Source organism: Paenibacillus sp. FSL H7-689, assembly GCF_000517905.1.
Taxonomy (GTDB): Bacteria; Bacillota; Bacilli; order Paenibacillales; family Paenibacillaceae; genus Paenibacillus; species Paenibacillus amylolyticus.
Window position 1 is genome coordinate 97,448 of sequence record NZ_ASPU01000039.1, and the last position, 17,403, is coordinate 114,850.

General features: G+C 39.1%; 16 protein-coding genes. 5 read left to right on the forward strand and 11 right to left on the reverse strand.

Translation table 11 applies throughout. The annotated features are described in order from the left end of the window. Positions 1-102: 102 nt before the first annotated feature. From C170_RS22295 to C170_RS30230, 9 genes are all read right to left on the reverse strand, one after another. The gene (locus C170_RS22295; protein WP_036614177.1) at positions 103-1,527 is read right to left on the reverse strand and encodes an aldehyde dehydrogenase family protein; all 1,425 of its coding nucleotides are present in this window, start codon (positions 1,525-1,527) and stop codon (positions 103-105) included. A 233-nt stretch (positions 1,528-1,760) separates the two neighbouring features. Beyond that, positions 1,761-2,183 carry a universal stress protein gene (locus tag C170_RS22300; protein ID WP_036614178.1) on the reverse strand — a complete coding sequence of 141 codons (423 nt, stop codon included), beginning with the start codon at positions 2,181-2,183 and terminating at the stop codon, positions 1,761-1,763. Between the two features lie 18 nt (positions 2,184-2,201). Then, a complete protein-coding gene (locus C170_RS22305; protein WP_036614180.1) occupies positions 2,202-3,422 on the reverse strand; it encodes an MFS transporter in 1,221 nt (406 codons plus the stop codon). A 230-nt stretch (positions 3,423-3,652) separates the two neighbouring features. Then, positions 3,653-4,105, reverse strand: a complete 453-nt coding sequence (locus tag C170_RS22310) for a helix-turn-helix domain-containing protein (RefSeq protein ID WP_036614182.1) — start codon at positions 4,103-4,105, stop codon at positions 3,653-3,655. A gap of 1,444 nt (positions 4,106-5,549) precedes the next feature. Next, the gene (locus C170_RS22320) at positions 5,550-5,951 is read right to left on the reverse strand and encodes a hypothetical protein (RefSeq protein WP_036614185.1); all 402 of its coding nucleotides are present in this window, start codon (positions 5,949-5,951) and stop codon (positions 5,550-5,552) included. Next, on the reverse strand, positions 5,948-6,457 hold the full coding sequence (locus tag C170_RS22325) for a MauE/DoxX family redox-associated membrane protein (RefSeq protein ID WP_036614188.1): 510 nt from the start codon (positions 6,455-6,457) through the stop codon (positions 5,948-5,950). The genes C170_RS22320 and C170_RS22325 overlap by 4 nt, the downstream gene beginning before the upstream one ends. Positions 6,458-6,713: 256 nt before the next feature. Then, positions 6,714-7,157, reverse strand: a complete 444-nt coding sequence (locus C170_RS22330) for a hypothetical protein (RefSeq protein WP_036614191.1) — start codon at positions 7,155-7,157, stop codon at positions 6,714-6,716. Between the two features lie 26 nt (positions 7,158-7,183). Continuing rightward, positions 7,184-7,792: a winged helix-turn-helix domain-containing protein gene (locus tag C170_RS30225; RefSeq protein WP_162158989.1), complete on the reverse strand. Its 609-nt coding sequence runs from the start codon at positions 7,790-7,792 to the stop codon at positions 7,184-7,186. 385 nt (positions 7,793-8,177) lie between these two features. Next, positions 8,178-8,807: a winged helix-turn-helix domain-containing protein gene (locus C170_RS30230; RefSeq protein WP_051447352.1), complete on the reverse strand. Its 630-nt coding sequence runs from the start codon at positions 8,805-8,807 to the stop codon at positions 8,178-8,180. 359 nt (positions 8,808-9,166) lie between these two features. On the opposite strand from C170_RS30230, the gene C170_RS22345 reads away from it, so the two are divergent. The 4 genes from C170_RS22345 to C170_RS22360 all read left to right on the forward strand — a co-directional run bounded on the left by C170_RS22345 (position 9,167) and on the right by C170_RS22360 (position 12,894). Continuing rightward, positions 9,167-9,616 carry a hypothetical protein gene (locus C170_RS22345; RefSeq protein WP_036614193.1) on the forward strand — a complete coding sequence of 150 codons (450 nt, stop codon included), beginning with the start codon at positions 9,167-9,169 and terminating at the stop codon, positions 9,614-9,616. A 3-nt stretch (positions 9,617-9,619) separates the two neighbouring features. Beyond that, positions 9,620-11,374, forward strand: coding sequence for an ATP-binding cassette domain-containing protein (locus C170_RS22350; RefSeq protein WP_036614196.1), 1,755 nt, complete (start codon positions 9,620-9,622; stop codon positions 11,372-11,374). Further along, positions 11,349-11,786 (forward strand): hypothetical protein, encoded by a 438-nt coding sequence (locus C170_RS22355; protein ID WP_036614199.1) that lies wholly within the window; start codon positions 11,349-11,351, stop codon positions 11,784-11,786. Before C170_RS22350 ends, C170_RS22355 begins: the two co-directional genes overlap by 26 nt. Before the next feature lie 103 nt (positions 11,787-11,889). Next, the gene (locus tag C170_RS22360; protein ID WP_036614202.1) at positions 11,890-12,894 is read left to right on the forward strand and encodes an LCP family protein; all 1,005 of its coding nucleotides are present in this window, start codon (positions 11,890-11,892) and stop codon (positions 12,892-12,894) included. A 925-nt stretch (positions 12,895-13,819) separates the two neighbouring features. Here C170_RS22360 and C170_RS22365 read toward each other — a convergent pair. After that, positions 13,820-14,218 (reverse strand): SdpI family protein, encoded by a 399-nt coding sequence (locus C170_RS22365; RefSeq protein WP_155985121.1) that lies wholly within the window; start codon positions 14,216-14,218, stop codon positions 13,820-13,822. A gap of 163 nt (positions 14,219-14,381) precedes the next feature. Beyond that, a complete protein-coding gene (locus C170_RS22370; RefSeq protein WP_036614209.1) occupies positions 14,382-16,724 on the reverse strand; it encodes a heavy metal translocating P-type ATPase in 2,343 nt (780 codons plus the stop codon). Between the two features lie 227 nt (positions 16,725-16,951). Between C170_RS22370 and C170_RS22375 the strand changes: the two genes are divergently transcribed. Then, positions 16,952-17,323 carry an ArsR/SmtB family transcription factor gene (locus C170_RS22375; RefSeq protein ID WP_036614212.1) on the forward strand — a complete coding sequence of 124 codons (372 nt, stop codon included), beginning with the start codon at positions 16,952-16,954 and terminating at the stop codon, positions 17,321-17,323. Positions 17,324-17,403: the final 80 nt, after the last annotated feature.

The following is a 17,403-nucleotide window of genomic DNA, read 5'->3' on the forward strand; positions in this document are numbered from 1 at the left end:
ATGATCTTCATATAAAAAAACCTGTGCCATTATTCTGGCACAGGCGTGTGTGGTTATGTTTTCATTGGCATACGGCATATTGAGTAAAATAATGGAAGATAATCACCCTTTGTTAAACATAACAAATTTCAATTCCGTCATTTCCTCTACAGCATATTTTACACCTTCACGTCCGATACCACTCTGTTTCACCCCACCATAGGGCATATGATCCACTCGGAACGTCGGAATATCATTAATCATAACTCCGCCTGCTTCAATCTGATCGACAGCATGGAGGGCGGTATGGATATCGTTTGTAAATACGCCTGCCTGAAGCCCGTATATCGAATCGTTAACATGTTCAATACCCTCTTCAACGGAATCTACCGTATTGATCACAACGATGGGTGCAAACACTTCCTGACAGGATACCTTGGCATCACGCGGAACGTTAACCAGCACGGTTGGACGCAGAACGCCTCCTTCAGCTTGACCACCTGCTGCTACCTCAGCCCCAGCCTGTTTGGCTTCTTCAATCCAGTCGAGCGTACGCTGTACATCCTTGGAGGTAATCAGGGCAGAGACTACCGTATCCGGCTCAAGCGGGTCTCCGACCACCACATGTTTGGCCGCTTCAGCGAAACGCCGGATGAATTCATCCGAAATATCACGATGTACGTAAATCCGCTGTAGCGAGATACATACCTGTCCCTGATACGTGAAAGCTCCCGTCACACAGCGAGGAACCACTTTGTCCAGATCTGCGTCCTTATCCACAATCACCGAGGCATTCGACCCAAGCTCCAATGTCACGCGTTTCAGTCCTGCTTTGCTACGAATGCTCGTGCCTACCGCTGGACTGCCTGTAAACGTAATGTGAGCAACATGGGGGTGCTCGACAAGCACATCACCAATCGTTTTGCCATCACCACTCACCACGTTCAGTGCACCATCCGGCAATCCGGCTTCCTGAAGCAGATTAGCGATGTAATAGGAAGACAGAGGCGTCTGCTCCGCAGGTTTGAGAACAATCGTATTGCCCGCTGCCAGCGCTGGACCTACCTTGTGGGCTACCAGATTCATTGGAAAATTAAACGGCGTAATCGCACCGATGACACCTAGAGGTTGCCGCATCGTATAACCGATACGTCCTTCTCCACCTTTGGCTGCATCCATCGGAACCGTCTCTCCGGTCAGTCGCTTGGCTTCCTCAGCGGCAAAACGATACGTTTCCACCGTACGATCAACCTCAGCCAGTGCTGCCGTAATTGGCTTCGCCGCTTCAAGCGCTATGATTCGCGCTGCTTCTTCCTTGCGTTCTTCAAGCATGGAGGACAACTTGTACAGAATATCTGCACGCTGATGTGCAGGCATCTGGCGCATTGCCTTCCCAGCCTGAACGGCAGCTGCAACAGCAGCCTCCGCTTCCTCGGCTGAAGCCGAAGAGACTTCTGCCAGCGTTTCCCCGGAGTATGGTGCTTGAAGTGTTTTATAATCTACAGATTCGGTCGGTTGGCCACCGATAAACAGATGTTGTTTTTTCATATGCTGCATCCTCCATCCTTTTAGAGCCTATTGAACTTAAGAATATTACACTGCCACTTCGATGACAGAACAACCATAGTCTCATGTAAAAGTTCAGTTCAATTTATATAATCTATTTATACACTATTTCCGTGCCATCAACCCACTACGGTATTCGGCAATCATAGCTTGTAACGTGCCTGATGAGCCATTGTGGCAATCTTGAGCTATTGCATTATAAAGGATTTCACAACCTATTTAACCGTCAGGACGGGGCATTCTGCATGTTTTAACACGCCATGACTGACACTGCCCACGATCATCTCTGCGATCATACCTTTCCCAGCCGCGCCCATCACGATCATTCCACAATCTCGTTCACGCGCCACACGGCAGATCTCATTAACGGGATCACCTGCAATCAACAGCGTTTCATATGCAATGTCACGCCCGGACAACTGATTAGTCACCGGTTCTATAATATGTTGCCCTTCTTCGGCAATCCGAGCTTCCAGATCAACACCCAATGCAGGTTCATTGATAGAGATAGCCGGATTCACATGCACGATCAACAGACTTGCGGGATGTTTCATATCTTCAGCCAGGATCAGAGCTTGTTCCAAAGCCTTATGAGCATGATCCGAACCATCAACAGCAACCAATATACGTTTCAACATTGCAATTCCTCCTGTGAATTAATGAGATGTAATGGCGGAATCGATATCCCGCAGATGATGACGGCGCACCAGCAGTACCACGACTCCAACCAGAACCATTAATGCACCAAAATAAAACGGCGTTTCTGGCAGGAACCACTCGGACAATTTACCCGCAAGCCATGGAGCAAGTGCACCACCCAGGAAACGAACAAAGCTGTATGCAGCAGAAGCAACAGAACGCTCCACAGGTGCAGCTTCCATAACAGCCGTTGTAATCAATGTGTTGTTAATCCCAAGGAAAATCCCCGCTACAATGACTGCCACAATAACGGTAGTTGGTGAACCCATCACCGTACCTACTGCCATAACAACCAGATCAATCGCGAACAATGTAAGCATGACACTCATCGAAGGAACCGATCCGAATCGGCGTTGTAACCTTGGAGCTACAAATACCGACGTAATTGCCAGCATCAGTCCCCAGCCAAAGAATACATAACCCAAGCCGTGCTCATCCAGATTCATGACATATGGTGAATAAGCCATCAAGGTAAAGAAACCAAAGTTATACAGGAAGGCGGTAATCGCCAATGTTTTCAGTGAAGGATAACTTAATGCTTTAAACGGATCGGACAAAGAACTGCGTGTTTTCGGTTTGGCCATCTTGGGCAACATAAATGTAATGCTTATAAAGGCAATCGCCATCAGAACAGCCACCCCATAAAACGGGCCACGCCAAGAGATGGAACCTAGCTCACCACCAAGCAGCGGTCCAACCGCAATCCCGAGACCAAGCGCTGCTTCGTACAAAATAATCGCTTTGGCTGTCCCCGACGTGGATAGTCCCACAATGGCAGATAACGCCGTTGCGATGAACAAGGCATTACCCAGTCCCCAACCGCCACGGTAACCGACCAGTGCACCTACCGTGTCTGAGGTACCGCCGAGGAACGAGAAGATAATAATCAACAATATACCGCTGAGCAGCGTCCACTTCACACCAATCCGGCTGGATACGACACCCGTAATCAGCATCGCTACCCCGGTTACAGCGTTATAACTGGTAAATAGCAGTGACACCTGGCTTTTCGAAGCATGCAGCTGATCTGCAATCGCGGGCAGGATCGGGTCAACCAGACCCAGACCCATAAAGGATATGATACATGCAAAGGCAACCGCCCATACCGCTCGTGGTTGGGATAACAGGCCCCCACGTGATGACGGCAATTCGTCCGGTAATGATGGCTCTCTTTTCATACGTAATTCCTCCTGTGAATAATTTATGTGGTGAAACTTTTCATTTGAAAACAACCGTGAAAATAATGAAAACATTCTATACATTTTCAGAATTAGAGGTAACAAAACGGCACAAATGACACCGAAACATCCGGTGTTTGTACAGGATCGCCACAGGTACTATGGTGCTCACTCCATGTAGCGATTATGTGTATACAGTTTTGTTTATTTGAAAATAGATACTAATTCGGTTAGCCGTCTTCATTACCCTGCGGATCATGTGCCTGTAACTTCTGAATACCGCTCCGAACGCGTTCACGCAGCTCTTCCAGTTCAGTCTGTACGGCAAGTATGCTCTGAAGTTTCTGCTCAATCAGTTGCAGCTGACCATCCAGCGTTGTTTCCATCGCGGTAAGCTTCTCGATCCGTTCTCTTACTTCGGTCGTCTGCTGGTAGTCAAAACGTTGTTCGTTCAAGGCATCTGCTGTTGCCACATAGGTATGTAACTCCTGAAGGGAGAATCCAAGTACCTCTTTGGCGCGAACCACCTTTTTCAGATAATCGATATCCTCCCGAGTGTACAACCGCGTACCGCCATCTGTCCGCTTAGGTGAAGGCATGACACCAATCTCTTCATAATACCGAATGGTTCGCTTGGTCAAACCGCACTCCTTGGCTACGTCGTCAATTTTATATAAACTCATTTCCCTCACCTCTACTTCTTTTTATATGTCTACAATGTTATGTACATAATTGTATATATTATTAACGTTAACGTCAACGTTAGATTTCAGTTATGAAGTCTTAGCAAGTTTAACATCCTCTTCGCTTCTCTATCTTCAATTGAATAGGAGGTTACCCATTCGTTGAATAGCCGACCTCTCACAACACCCTACGTGTTGTTCAGCATATGGCCGTATTTAAATTTACGTCTTGAGTTGTCAGTAAATACACAGAAAAGAATATGAATCAGATTTTCTGAGGTTAGGTTCGCAATAACCAAAACAGAGAGGGTTCTGAGAACTATCGTGGACGTTGGACGAAGAACCTTTTTAGTGCAGAAGAAGAAACGGCTTATCTGAAAGCGCAGGTAGAATATTTCTAAAAAGCTCAACACGAATTTGCACGGAGAGGGAAGCTGGATTTTGAAGCCCAATGCCAGCCCGTTCAAGGAATAAACAAGTGGGCACTGTGGTTGGGTGTGTAAAATTGCTTAAATTCATCGCGCAGGTCACTACAAATGGATGAAGAGTGTTGTCCTAAGAGAAAAACAAGTAGATTGGGATGCACATATAAAAGCACATATTTTTTTAGGTATTCACCAGCTTCGTCCTTATTCTGGCTACTGACGTATGCGAAACGCGTTAGGAAAGGAAGGCTTCGTGGTGAATCACAAAAAGGTTCGTCGCTTATCGAGAGAACTTCAATTATTTCTATAATTTTCATAATAATATTCTATAGTTAAACCTCCTACTCATCTTTCAATAATTTAAATATATAATTAGATAACAAAAAGCTTTTTAACTATTGTTCATACTTCCCAAAACTGCCCCATACGATTTATCTTCTAACATAGACTACTCTTTATAAATCTGTAACACTCATTCGTATGTATTTACATATGGAACAGATAAGGACGGAATCAGTAGTACTTCCAAATGACGAAACTTACTATATGATTCAAAGAGCAAGTCAAGTCCTTTACTTTCGAAAAGAACTTGACTTGAGAAGAGAATTTAGATGATTTATATCTTGATGAAAAGGTCTCCTACTACTCTTATAACGATCATTTCGACGAAACTTGTAAACTAGACTTAAGGATGTTTACAGTCACAGCCTTCATAATCTGAACTCACATAAAAACAATTTGTAGTTCCGGATGAATTTTTGCAGCGGTCATAATTATGAACATACCCTATTCCCCAGATATCACAACCGTCTTCACATGTTCTATTTTGGTTACATTTCCCTACATAAGACCAACCACTCGGACACCCAGCCATTCTATTTCCTCCTCTTAATAATAGTTTAATTAATTCAAAGAAACGATATCCCTGTATTCCAATCATAATAATATAAAACTTATACTAGGGATATTCCTATTATATTCCACATTTAAGATTTGGAAATAAATAATATCTAAATCTTTTATAAGTAATTATTTGCATTTTCAATTATTTTTAATTTTCTTCCATTTAGAATGTAAGCAACGTTAGTTTTATAGATTGACGGTTCAACCATAACAGTAGAGGCATGTAATAAATTAATATGTTTAAATTTTTTCTGTTTGGTTTTAAATAACCATTCAGGACCATCAAAGATAACTATTGTGTTTTGAAATGTTCCAATAGCCAACTTTTCTTCAATACTTTGGAATTCCTGCGCTCGATAGTTTAAAAAAATGAAGTTATAAGAATCAGTACTACTTAGGTTAAGTTGAGAAACACATTTGGACAATAACGCCTTCTGCATATCTTTTAAGTTTTGATTAATCAAAATCAAAACAATAATTAATGCAACTAGAACAATACCTATTATTAGAATATTCATAAACTTGGCCCCAGTTTCTTGATTTTTTTCAAAGTATCCCAAATATCAAAAATCACAATAAAAATACTGTACGCCAATAATAAATATAGTGAATGTCTGATGTCTCTTTGTTGATTTGAAATAATGATTTGAACTAACGATAGAACAATAAAAAATATATTTCGCAAAATTGGGTTTTTATTTAGAAAGCTCACTTTCCCAAAACAATTACATGATTCTATTCCGCTTTCACGTTTCTTCCTGTAAGTAATAATTGTGAAAAATATGAATAAACATATTGTTGCAACTTCTTTATATGGATTAAGAACGTGAAATGCATATAGGATTGCTAACAGGAACTCCAATATAATTACAGTGACAGCAGCCACTTGAGCTAAAGATGACGGAACAATGTTGTAACTCTTGATTTCATATGAAAAGTTAAAAATATTTCTTGCTTTGAAATAAAAGGAAACGAAAAAGATAAAAGAAAAAAAATAATCTATAAGAATCAATGTTAATCCCATTATGACCTCCTGTAATCAGATCGAAAGACAAACATACATTTTAGGTTCCACCATAAAAATTCTCTATTTTGTAACGTAAAAAATTTCAAAAAACAATTTATCTTGAAATTCAGTCGCCTTTGCGTCTAATCATAAAAATCTTCGCTAATCAGAGGAAAACTCTACTGTTAGCATACGTATTACGATTGTATGAAGATAGCTGTTTCTACTAACACTCCAATTAACTGAGCGTTGTTACAGTAAGTAGGCCTTACGTTTATGAATAATCAAAGTATGGTGGTATTGCTAAATTGTAATAATCCAGACCACAAACGTAGCTTTTTATGATAAAGCCTTCTTTATCAATACTGTATAACCATGGTATGGTACCTGTATTAAGTTGTTCTTTCATTGCTTCTGAGCTGAAGGAACAGATTTGATAACTTTTAAAAATGGTTTCTAAAAGTTCTTTCTCTCGTTCTGGAGCATCAATTAAAATAAGGACGTTAGCATCTGTATGTTCTTTACTGAATTCAACCAAAGACTCGAGTGCACTCTCACAAGATCTACAAGACACACTTAATAATAGTATCATTAGATACTCATCTTTAATAAAGTCATATAGATATGTTGTTTTCTCATGAATTAGTACATTCGGCAGCAGTTCACCAACTTGAAGTACTGAGGGTCTATAATTCATTTTTTTAAATGGTAAATTCATGATTAATCCTTCCTTTATTTCAATTTTTATAATTTCAGAATATAACCGCCACCATTTCTGGTTAATAAATATTTAGGTTTTTTTGGATTTTCCTCTATTTTTTTTCTTATTTTTTGTATAGTCATATAAACATTAGCTTCACAACCAAAGCCTTTCCAAACAGATTTCAAGAGTTCGGTTGTATAAACAACACTATTACAATGATTAATGAGAAATTGAAGAACTTGATATTCCCTAGAACTTAAATCAATACATTTATTATTTTTTAAGACAGCTTTTCTGTCAAAATCTAAATGTAATTTTGAAGCATAAATACTTTTTTTTGTATTCAGCAAAACATTTTTTTGAACATTTATTCCAATTTTACCAAGAATTCTAAATGTCTTATCAACACAATTAGTCGAATCATAATACAGATAAATATCCGCTATAGCCCCTAAGTATAAATTTATTAAATATTGCAATTCATGTTCTTTCCTAACCATTGATAAATGAAGAATTATTTTCTCTATTTCACCTAAATGAATTTTTTGCAAATCATCTTTGCTACTAACAGTAATAATAGACGCTCCATTAAATAATGATTGTACATATGCTAGGAAACTTAGGTTATCGGTCCACAATAAAATTTTCATATGAACTCCATTTCTCGGTTGGTACATAGTCATTAGCTTTACATGCATTCCAAAAATCCTAGTAATTAAAGAACACCTGCGGTATATTGCAGGCGTTCTTTCTTAATTTTTATTATCTACACTCGCAATCTTCAAAAGTACTAGTCACATAGTAGCATTTCGTTGTTCCACTTTGAGAGCAACGGTCATAAGTATGCTTATATTGGATTACAAATCCAGCATAAGCGGGATTGTCACAAGAAGATGTACTACAAGAATAGTCAGTACATGTTCCAATACGAGTCCATCCAGAAGGACATGCCATTCTATTACCTCCTCTCATTTATTCTGTCATTTACATTCATAAGTTTATAAAAAAACAATTGTATAAATCTATAAATTTATCCTAAATTTGATTTGGATAATTAAAAATGTATCCCCCTCCTTTTTTAGTGACTAATAGTTCAGGAGACTTAGGATTGATTTCGACCTTGTTTCTGATCTTTTGAATAGTCATGTATACATTTGCTTCGGAAGTTAGCCCTGACCAAACTCTTTTTATTATTTCCTCTGTATTAATAATCTGTCCTTTATTTTCAAATAGAAAATAAAATAGATTAAATTCCTTTTTAGTCATTTCAACTTCGATGTTTCCTTGAATAATCACTGATCTATTCATTTTGTTTATTTGAATCATTTCTTCACAACAAAACGATGAAGAATTAAATTCATTAAATGCAGCTTCTCTTTTTTTTAATTGGTAACGCTGATTCTTCAAGAAATTATGTAATTCCTTATTCCAGTCTTGATCAATAACAATTATATCTATACCTTGTTTCACTTTTCTTCTTAGAAAAATGAAATCATTAATTGAGAAATTTGGACAATCAAGGATGATGCACCTAATGTAGTTCTGATCAACACTTAGAAACGAATGAACATCAGAAACAATAATGAATCCTCCCGTCTCTAATAGTAGTGTGTTAATTTGTGCGGTGTATATAACTGAATAATCCTTCCATATAAGTGTCGACAATAAAATCCCTCCTTTAATTGTAGTCACGACACTCTGTGCGGATTCTGCAATTCTTTGTTTGAAGAGAGAAAGGCAGCAATGATGACATTGTTTATCTTATGGATAAAAATTAAATTTTATATTTATCTTTAATTCATACAAAGAGATTAAGTTTAGGAATCAGTACTAGCATATATTATGAAGCTATATACTAAATCCTGGTTTATAATCTATCAATATATAATAATTAACACATAATTAACAATAAAGTCTATATTTTCAACAAAATAATTAATATTATATAAAATTTAGGGCTTATTTATGTAAGAATGTTTGGTTTCTCCTTATGATGATAATTAAAAACTTAGGAGCGATATTAAATGGAAAAGCCTGAATTCTTGAAAAAATATGACTTAGATATTCTCAAAATTGATGATTTTTTACCAAACATGCCTCTCTCTGACCACACCAACTTACATGACTTAATTGAAGATCATTTAATACTATTTTTAGCAAGCACTCATTGCGACTTGTGTGAACAAACACTAGAAGTTATTGATAAGTATACTGAGAAGAATCATGATCTAAATATCGTAGTTCTTTTAGACTCCGATCCATCTAGCATCGGAATGTTAATCAATCACTTTAAAGAAAGGGCTCAATTCTATTTAGTTCCACCTCATATCATGAATAAATACTTGAAAATGAGATTTTTACCTGTTGGTTTCGCAATTGATTGTAATATGAAAATTGTCACTACACATTCTGTTCAAGATATGAATTCATTTCAGGATCTGATAGAACCTTTGCAATTGGAAATTATGAGGTAGATTATGAAGTTTAATTTATTAAAAAAAGAAATTCATCATAATTCTTGGAGATTGTACGTGACAATTCTTGTGTTAGGCTTGTTAACTGCATTGCTTTCTACAAGTCAGATAGAAGTAACAAAACATTTAACAGATACGTTAGTAAGTAATTCAATTAATTCCCAACAAGTTGTTCTATGGATGGGTCTTCTTTTTTCAGTGTATATTGGCATGAATTTAATCAAAGTCATTAATACATACTTTCAAGATAAAGTACGTATTCAAATGAGCTTTAATCTGGACACCATATTCTTAAATAAAATTAATCCACAAACTATTACAAATGTAGAAACGCCTAAGTATCAAAATGAATTGAACATCGCAAAGTATGGATTCGATTCTATATCAGGTTTAACTTTATCTTTTCTACAATTTGTTAGTCTTTTATTCTCCATAACTTTCTATTTCGTTGTTATATTTCAGAAAATTTGGTTTCTTCCCTTTATAATATTATTGCTCAACTTACCTAAATTGCTCACTGAATCTAAATTGGCAGTGAAAGATTATCAATTTGTCGAACAAACTACAGAAGTTTCTAGAAAACGTTCAATCCTTCAAAGCCTCCTCTTAACACCATTAGCTATTAAAGAAATACTGATATTTTCTGCTAAGCCTTTTATACTGAACCATTGGGATCAATCGTATAGAGAAGAAATTATACAAACATTAAAATACAAAAGACATGAGTCTGTAAAAAAACTCATCCTTGGCCTTCAATCTAACTTGGGCCTGCTGTTAAATCAGTCTGTTCTAGTCTTTGCATTAATGAATAAAATAATATCATTCGGAGATTACATTTCACTTTTAGCAGCAATTACCATGATCGAATCCTCATTCTATGGTGTTGCAAGTTATTACAGACAAATTAAGCAATATCATATATCAACTAAGAAATTGGTTGATTTTTTTGGAAAATATTCTAATATAGGTATAGAAAGTAAAGATAGTGTAAGTATAAGATCAAAAGATTTATCCATACAAAACCTTAACTTCCAGTATCCTAACCAAAAATTTAAAACTCTTAATGGAATTCATCTAAATATTAAAAGTGGAGAAAAAATCTCTATTGTAGGCAGTAATGGATCTGGAAAATCGACTTTATCTAAAATTATTGCTGGATTACACGATATTGAAGCTCAAACTGTCTTTATTGGTGGAATAGATATAAAATTGTTAGATTCAACCTCATATTTTAGCAATTTTTCTATGGTAACTCAGGATTTTATGAAATACCCTTTTACATTAAAAGAAAATATCTCTCTTTCTGATAAACCTAATATTGAAAAGATTCTCAGCATTAAAAGAACATATTCAAACCTCATTCCTGATATTGATTTGAATACTGTATTGGGATACGAATATGAAGGTTCTAGACAACTTTCAGGTGGTCAGTGGCAAAAGGTTGCTTTAGCACGAGCATTATATAAAGATTGCGAATTTATGATCCTAGATGAAGCCACTTCCGCGTTGGATCCGGAGTCAGAATTCAAATTTATTAATACGTATATTCAAGAAGAACGAAGAAAAAATTTAATTTTTATCACTCACCGTTTAAATTTATGCAAACTTTTTGATCGAATTATTGTTATGGATAATGGGAGAATAGTAGAAGTTGGGACACATCATCAACTCATGAATTCAAGAGGAACATATTACAACTTATATCAGAGTCAAAAAATGGAGGAAGAATATAATGGGCTTGTTCAAACAACTATTTAAGGATGCTCAACACGGAAGCGAAAATGTAATAGAGTCATTTCGACCAGGAGAAATGTTCCCTCACCATGACCGTCAGCCAAAAAGCAATGTTGTTTTTTTATCCTTAACTTGCCAAGATTGTATTGAGGTCATCACAGCCATACAAAAGGCTAGTACAGCAGAGCACAATAAAGAAAAGATTAATCTAGTCCTATATATCGTTGCTACGGTTGAAGAAGTCAAAGAACTTGATACTTACTATAATTCGAGTTTCACCATATATGCGATTACAAAAAAAGAGCTCGTAGAGAAGTATAAAGTTCCTAGCACGCCCTACTGTTATCACACTGATCAAAATCATCAAGTAATCAGCACAACTGAATTTGACGATGTGAATTCATTTATGAAAATGATAACTGCTTTTGACTTTTGATTGTTCTCATCTATAATTTAGCGGGGTTTTCTTTGAGAAAATATATTTTTCTCCTAGAGCCCGCTTTCCATTTGTATTCATTATTAAAGGAGTGGCATAATTGATGGTATCCAGGAAACAAAAAAAACATAAAAAATTTAATAAAAAAAAATGGGCTATACTGACTCTTACAGCACTTATTCTTCTCGCTGGTTCAACCTATTTATTTAGAAAAGAATTATCTGTATTTGGGTTTAATACAGTGTTAAAGAAAGATGTTAAAAAAACGCTAGATAAATCATACAAACCCGTGGGATATGAAAGCAAAAGTCCTAAAGTAGAAGTGAGCGAACCTTTTTCCTTACTGTTGCTTGGTATCGACCAACGTGAAGGTGAACCTAGTCGGTCAGATACAATAATATACTCTGTAATACGGCCTAAAGAGGATAAAATACTACTACTCTCCATTCCTAGGGATACTTACACCGATATTATCGGAAGAGATGTAACATCCAAAATAAACTCTGCATATGCCCATGGTGGAGCAAAAATGACCATAGATACCGTGGAGAATCTTCTGAAAAATAAAGTAAATTACTATGCTGCTGTAAATTTCAATGGGATGAAAGACATTGTTGATGCAATAGGTGGAGTTAAATTACCGATAACTGAATTAATTGAAAACAAAAATCCTATTCATGAAAAATTAAGAATAGAACCCCATAAGCCAATTTATTATGGTCAAGATGCTTTAGCCTATGTCCGTTACCGTGAAGATTCTGATTTTAAACGTACCGAACGTCAACGTATTTTTATCAGCGCTTTGATGGATAAAGCTTTGGAATTGAAAAACATTTCTAAAATTCCAGAATTAATAGATATTGCTGGTTCTAATTTCACAACTAATATGGACTCTGATTTTATTCTGAACTTAGCAGAAACTGTTTACTTAAAGGATTCCTCTCCTAACTTTGAAAATTATATGCTTCAAGGTAATGGGAAAATGAGAGGAACGACTTGGTATTATGACATTGATTCTGAAGATTTAGAATACGCCCAAGATCTTATTGCAAGTTGGCTGGGTAGTTCTGATGAAGAGGGACTTCTACATCCTAAAAATATGGATTAATAGAGTTTTTAGTTGAAATAGCAAAAAAACTAGTAGGAGCATAAGCCCTACTAGTTTAATTCACGTTAGCAACATTGTGAATAATGACTATCTGCCCAATAGCAGTCAGTTGCTCCTGTTTTGTTATTTCTGCATCTGTGATACTCGTGTCTGTACCAAGTATATTCTAATACTGGTACGGTGCTGCACACTTGATTAAGGTTACAAGACCATTGATCGTTACATTGACTAGTATAAGTCCAACCTGATGGACATCCCGCCATATAAATCAGCTCCTTTCTAATATGTATTATATATCCACATAATACAAAATAACATAAATTATATATAAAAAAATACTAAATAATACAATAAATTCTTTTTTGTATAAACAATACTTTATGCAATCCTGTTTGATTATTATTTGATTGAGATAATATTACTAATGGGAACTTTATATTATTAATAAGCCCTACTCTCTTCCTCTTCATGGTTAGCCAAGTTAGATTAGCGTTCATTCGCATAAGGACTGAAAATTAGGCTGTACAAATTTCATTTTTGGACTGGGTATTTCTACGCTTCAAACAGAATTCCGCCGTGTTTGCTTTAACATTTTCTCAAGCAGCCTTTCCTATGAATCTTTACGTTGGTGCTGTCCGTTTCGGTTATCTTTACATGACTGCACGTTCCACCATATCCTTCGCGTTCCGCACTCTTCTTTTGCGTTAATCCCTCCTTTCCGAAGTTTAGCTGTGCTTCCTACTGTTTTAGAAACTTTCATCGACGGATACCACCTCGCGATGGATACCCTTGCTCTTTGCCTATGGGTTCTTAACTCCCCCAACAGCGGACTTTCACCACTTAACTAGTCGCCGTGATTGGTACATACAAAAAAGACCCGCTTCACACGCAGGTCTTCCTCTGTACACTATTCATTCACTTTACCTTAAACGTTCTGCTCATTCTGTTGCTGTTGAGCACGCTGCATTTGCTTCAACCGGCCTTCAACTCTGGTAAACAATCTAAACGTATAGAATCCTGTAGCAACCAGACTCAGAACCAAAGCTCGTACATCTGTAAGCCAGAGACCGATAATGCCGAATATCGTGATAATCACACCAAATTGCATCATCAGATTGGCGCTATAACTTTGCGCTTCGTCCCATAACTCGGGATTACTCATTGCACGCGGGGTCCGATAACCATATATTCCGTTAATCATTTTCGGTGGTTTTTTGAACACCATCAACCCCAGAATGAAATAACACACTCCAATGATGATCCCTAATACTGCTCCTGTCAAAACGTTCTCCCCTTCACTGTTGTCTTCCATAGACCTGCTCACACTGACACTCCGATGACAGAATAACCTGCGATGGTAGCTTCGCTTCTTCAGGTCATCTCTGTCCTCTCCGTTCTCGTGTAAATGTCTGGTTAGACTTATCTACATAAAAATATAAAAACGGCTCTACGTATATACGAAGAGCCGCCTGGATCGTTTCGTAAACTTAGATATTCTTCACACGAAGTACACGCATGGCGTTCAGGACAGCCAGCACCGTAACACCGACATCAGAGAATACCGCTTCCCACATGGTAGCTATGCCAAACACACCGAGTAACAGGAAGATCGCTTTAACCCCCAGAGCAAACGCGATATTTTGCCATACAATCATTCGTGTACGCTTAGCAATGCGGATTGCACTCGCTAGTTTCGACGGTTCATCTGTCATGATGACCACATCAGCCGCTTCAATCGCGGCATCTGAACCAAGTCCACCCATGGCCACGCCCACATCGGCGCGTGCCAGCACAGGTGTATCGTTGATGCCGTCACCGACAAACACCATTTTTTCCTTCGGAGATTTGGCAGCTTCCAGTTGCTCCAGCCGCTCGACTTTATCCTGTGGCAACAATTCAGCGTAGACCTCATCCACACCCAGCTCACGTCCTACCGCTTCACCTACGGCTTTGGCATCACCTGTCAGCATGACCGTTTTGCGAATGCCGAGTTTCTTCAGCGCCTGAATGGCTGCGGCTGCGTCATCCTTCACTTCATCGGCAATGATCAGATGACCAACATACGTGCCAGCTTCAGCCACGTGGACTATCGTTCCGGCTGTCTCCGGGGTGGTATAGGATATACCCGCCTGCTTCATTAATTTGGCGTTGCCTGCCAGCACTTCCCGACCATCGACGCTCACCTTAATCCCATGTCCGGCAACTTCGTCATAACCTTCCACACCTTGCGTGGGAATGGCTTTGGCCCAAGCTGCGCGAATGGATTCGGCAATCGGATGATTAGAATTGGCTTCGGCAATAGCTGCAAGCTCCATCAGTTCTTCTTCCGTGCGTCCACCTTCGGGATGAATGGCTGTTACTTTGAATACACCTTTGGTTAGTGTACCCGTTTTATCAAAAACAACAACTTTCACATCGTTCAACGCTTCAAGGTAGTTACTGCCTTTGACAAGAATCCCGTTACGTGAAGCTGCTCCGATACCACCAAAGAATCCAAGTGGAATAGAGACCACCAGCGCACAAGGACATGATATAACCAGGAAGACCAATGCACGATAGATCCAATCGGCAAATGTTGCACCACTAAGTATCAACGGCGGAACAAATGCAATCACGGCTGCAAGGATAACAACAACCGGTGTGTAATAACGAGCAAATTTACTAATAAAATGTTCTGTTTTCGCTTTCCGACTGCTCGCGTTCTGCACCAGGTCCAAAATCTTGGATACCGTTGATTCACCAAACGTTTTGGTAACTTCAATCGTCAACATACCATTTTTGTTCACAAATCCACTCAGTACATCACTTCCGGGCTCCAGCTCACGAGGTACCGATTCCCCTGTCAGAGCAGAAGTGTCCACCATGGAACGCCCAATTCTTACGATACCGTCCAGCGGTACTCGCTCGCCCGCTTTCACTACAATTCGATCACCAATCCGTACGTCTTCTGGAGAAACCCGTCGGGTCTCTTCACCCGAACCCGTCAGGATATTCGCATAGTCCGGGCGAATGTCCATCAGTGACTGAATCGACTTACGTGACCGATTAACCGCCATGCCCTGAAACAGCTCCCCGAGCTGATAGAACAGCATAACCGCTACCCCTTCCGGATACTCTCCAATGGCAAAAGCACCCAAGGTAGCGACGGACATCAGGAAGTATTCATCGAACACCTGACCGCGGATGATGTTTTTGGATGCCTGGAGCACGATATCTCCCCCGGCAATCAGATAAGCAAGCGCATATAGAGTAAACTGTGCCCAGCCCTCCAGCGGCGACCAGATTGCAGCTGCGAGCAGCACAGAACCTGCAGCAAGACGAGCAAGCAACACTTTTGTCTGTCCTGCACCATGTTCATGCGAGTGGCCTGCATGGGTATCATCATGGGTATGGATGTGATCATGTCCAGCATGACCTCCGTGCTCATGCACATGACCATGTGCGTGGCCCTGCGAATGTCCATGATCTTGAGTATGCGAGTGTTTGTTATGTGAGTGTCCATGATTATGTCCGACATGGTCATGACTGTGGTTATGCGCACCAGCTGCACTCCCTGTATGGGTGTGCACATGTCCGTTCACGTGTTTTCCTTTTTCCGAAATGCGAATATGCGGCTCCAGCCGAAGCACTTTGCGCTTTGCTTCTTCCACTACCTGTTCATCCATGTCGGAAGTGGTGTGTAGCGATAATGTTTTGGTAACAAAATTGACAGAGCATTCGTTAATGCCCTTAATTTTTTTGACGCCATTCTCGATCTTTAATGCGCAGTTCGCACAATCCAATCCATCAAGTAGCAGTTCCCTTTTCACCTGTTCCTGTCCGGTTCCCATGTGAATTCTCCCCTTTGCAGTACAAAAACGATGTTATATTTCAATTGTATTCAATATATGAGCACTCATTCATATGTTTGGTTACCCCTATTATATGCACGCCTAAACATGAGTGTCAACAATCGTTGTTGATTTTTCATACAGATTATGCTAATAGTAATCATTTCGCTTTAGGCGGGTTTTGGATATAATAGAGCTATAGTTGTTAACATAGGCGGTGATAGGAAATGGAACAACCGGTTAAAGCACCAAGTGAATGTGATGCAGCCTGCTCAGGTACTGAAGCCGACGTGCAGACGATTCGTACTTCACTCATAGATCGGGAGACCTCTTCCGAGATGGCAGATTGGTTCAAGGCATTCAGCGACCCCACACGTCTACGTATTATTGATGCGCTGTTACAGAAGGAATTATGTGTTCATGACCTGACGGTTCTGCTCGACATGGGACAGTCGGCCATTTCACACCAGCTGCGTTCACTCCGTAACATGCGGATCGTCAAGCGGCGCAAGGAAGGTAAGACGGTGTACTACTCTCTGGATGATGCTCATATTGAGCAGATTTTCCTGCAAACGCTCCAGCATATCAAACACAGCTAGGCAGCAGCCAAGCTTGTTCATGCAGAAGAACCCCCGCCTCTCGGCTGTATGCCGATGGACGGGGGTTCTTCTTGGTAAGG

Excerpts from the sequence above, each read along its gene's own strand:
- C170_RS22350 (WP_036614196.1), top strand. The coding sequence starts at position 9,620 with ATGAAGTTTAATTTATTAAAAAAAGAAATTCATCATAATTCTTGGAGA.
- C170_RS22355 (WP_036614199.1), top strand. The coding sequence starts at position 11,349 with ATGGGCTTGTTCAAACAACTATTTAAGGATGCTCAACACGGAAGCGAA.
- C170_RS22325 (WP_036614188.1), bottom strand. The coding sequence starts at position 6,457 with ATGGGATTAACATTGATTCTTATAGATTATTTTTTTTCTTTTATCTTT.
- C170_RS22345 (WP_036614193.1), top strand. The coding sequence starts at position 9,167 with ATGGAAAAGCCTGAATTCTTGAAAAAATATGACTTAGATATTCTCAAA.
- C170_RS22300 (WP_036614178.1), bottom strand. The coding sequence starts at position 2,183 with ATGTTGAAACGTATATTGGTTGCTGTTGATGGTTCGGATCATGCTCAT.
- C170_RS22360 (WP_036614202.1), top strand. The coding sequence starts at position 11,890 with ATGGTATCCAGGAAACAAAAAAAACATAAAAAATTTAATAAAAAAAAA.
- C170_RS22295 (WP_036614177.1), bottom strand. The coding sequence starts at position 1,527 with ATGAAAAAACAACATCTGTTTATCGGTGGCCAACCGACCGAATCTGTA.
- C170_RS22310 (WP_036614182.1), bottom strand. The coding sequence starts at position 4,105 with ATGAGTTTATATAAAATTGACGACGTAGCCAAGGAGTGCGGTTTGACC.
- C170_RS22330 (WP_036614191.1), bottom strand. The coding sequence starts at position 7,157 with ATGAATTTACCATTTAAAAAAATGAATTATAGACCCTCAGTACTTCAA.
- C170_RS22305 (WP_036614180.1), bottom strand. The coding sequence starts at position 3,422 with ATGAAAAGAGAGCCATCATTACCGGACGAATTGCCGTCATCACGTGGG.
- C170_RS22375 (WP_036614212.1), top strand. The coding sequence starts at position 16,952 with ATGGAACAACCGGTTAAAGCACCAAGTGAATGTGATGCAGCCTGCTCA.
- C170_RS30225 (WP_162158989.1), bottom strand. The coding sequence starts at position 7,792 with ATGAAAATTTTATTGTGGACCGATAACCTAAGTTTCCTAGCATATGTA.
- C170_RS22320 (WP_036614185.1), bottom strand. The coding sequence starts at position 5,951 with ATGAATATTCTAATAATAGGTATTGTTCTAGTTGCATTAATTATTGTT.
- C170_RS22370 (WP_036614209.1), bottom strand. The coding sequence starts at position 16,724 with ATGGGAACCGGACAGGAACAGGTGAAAAGGGAACTGCTACTTGATGGA.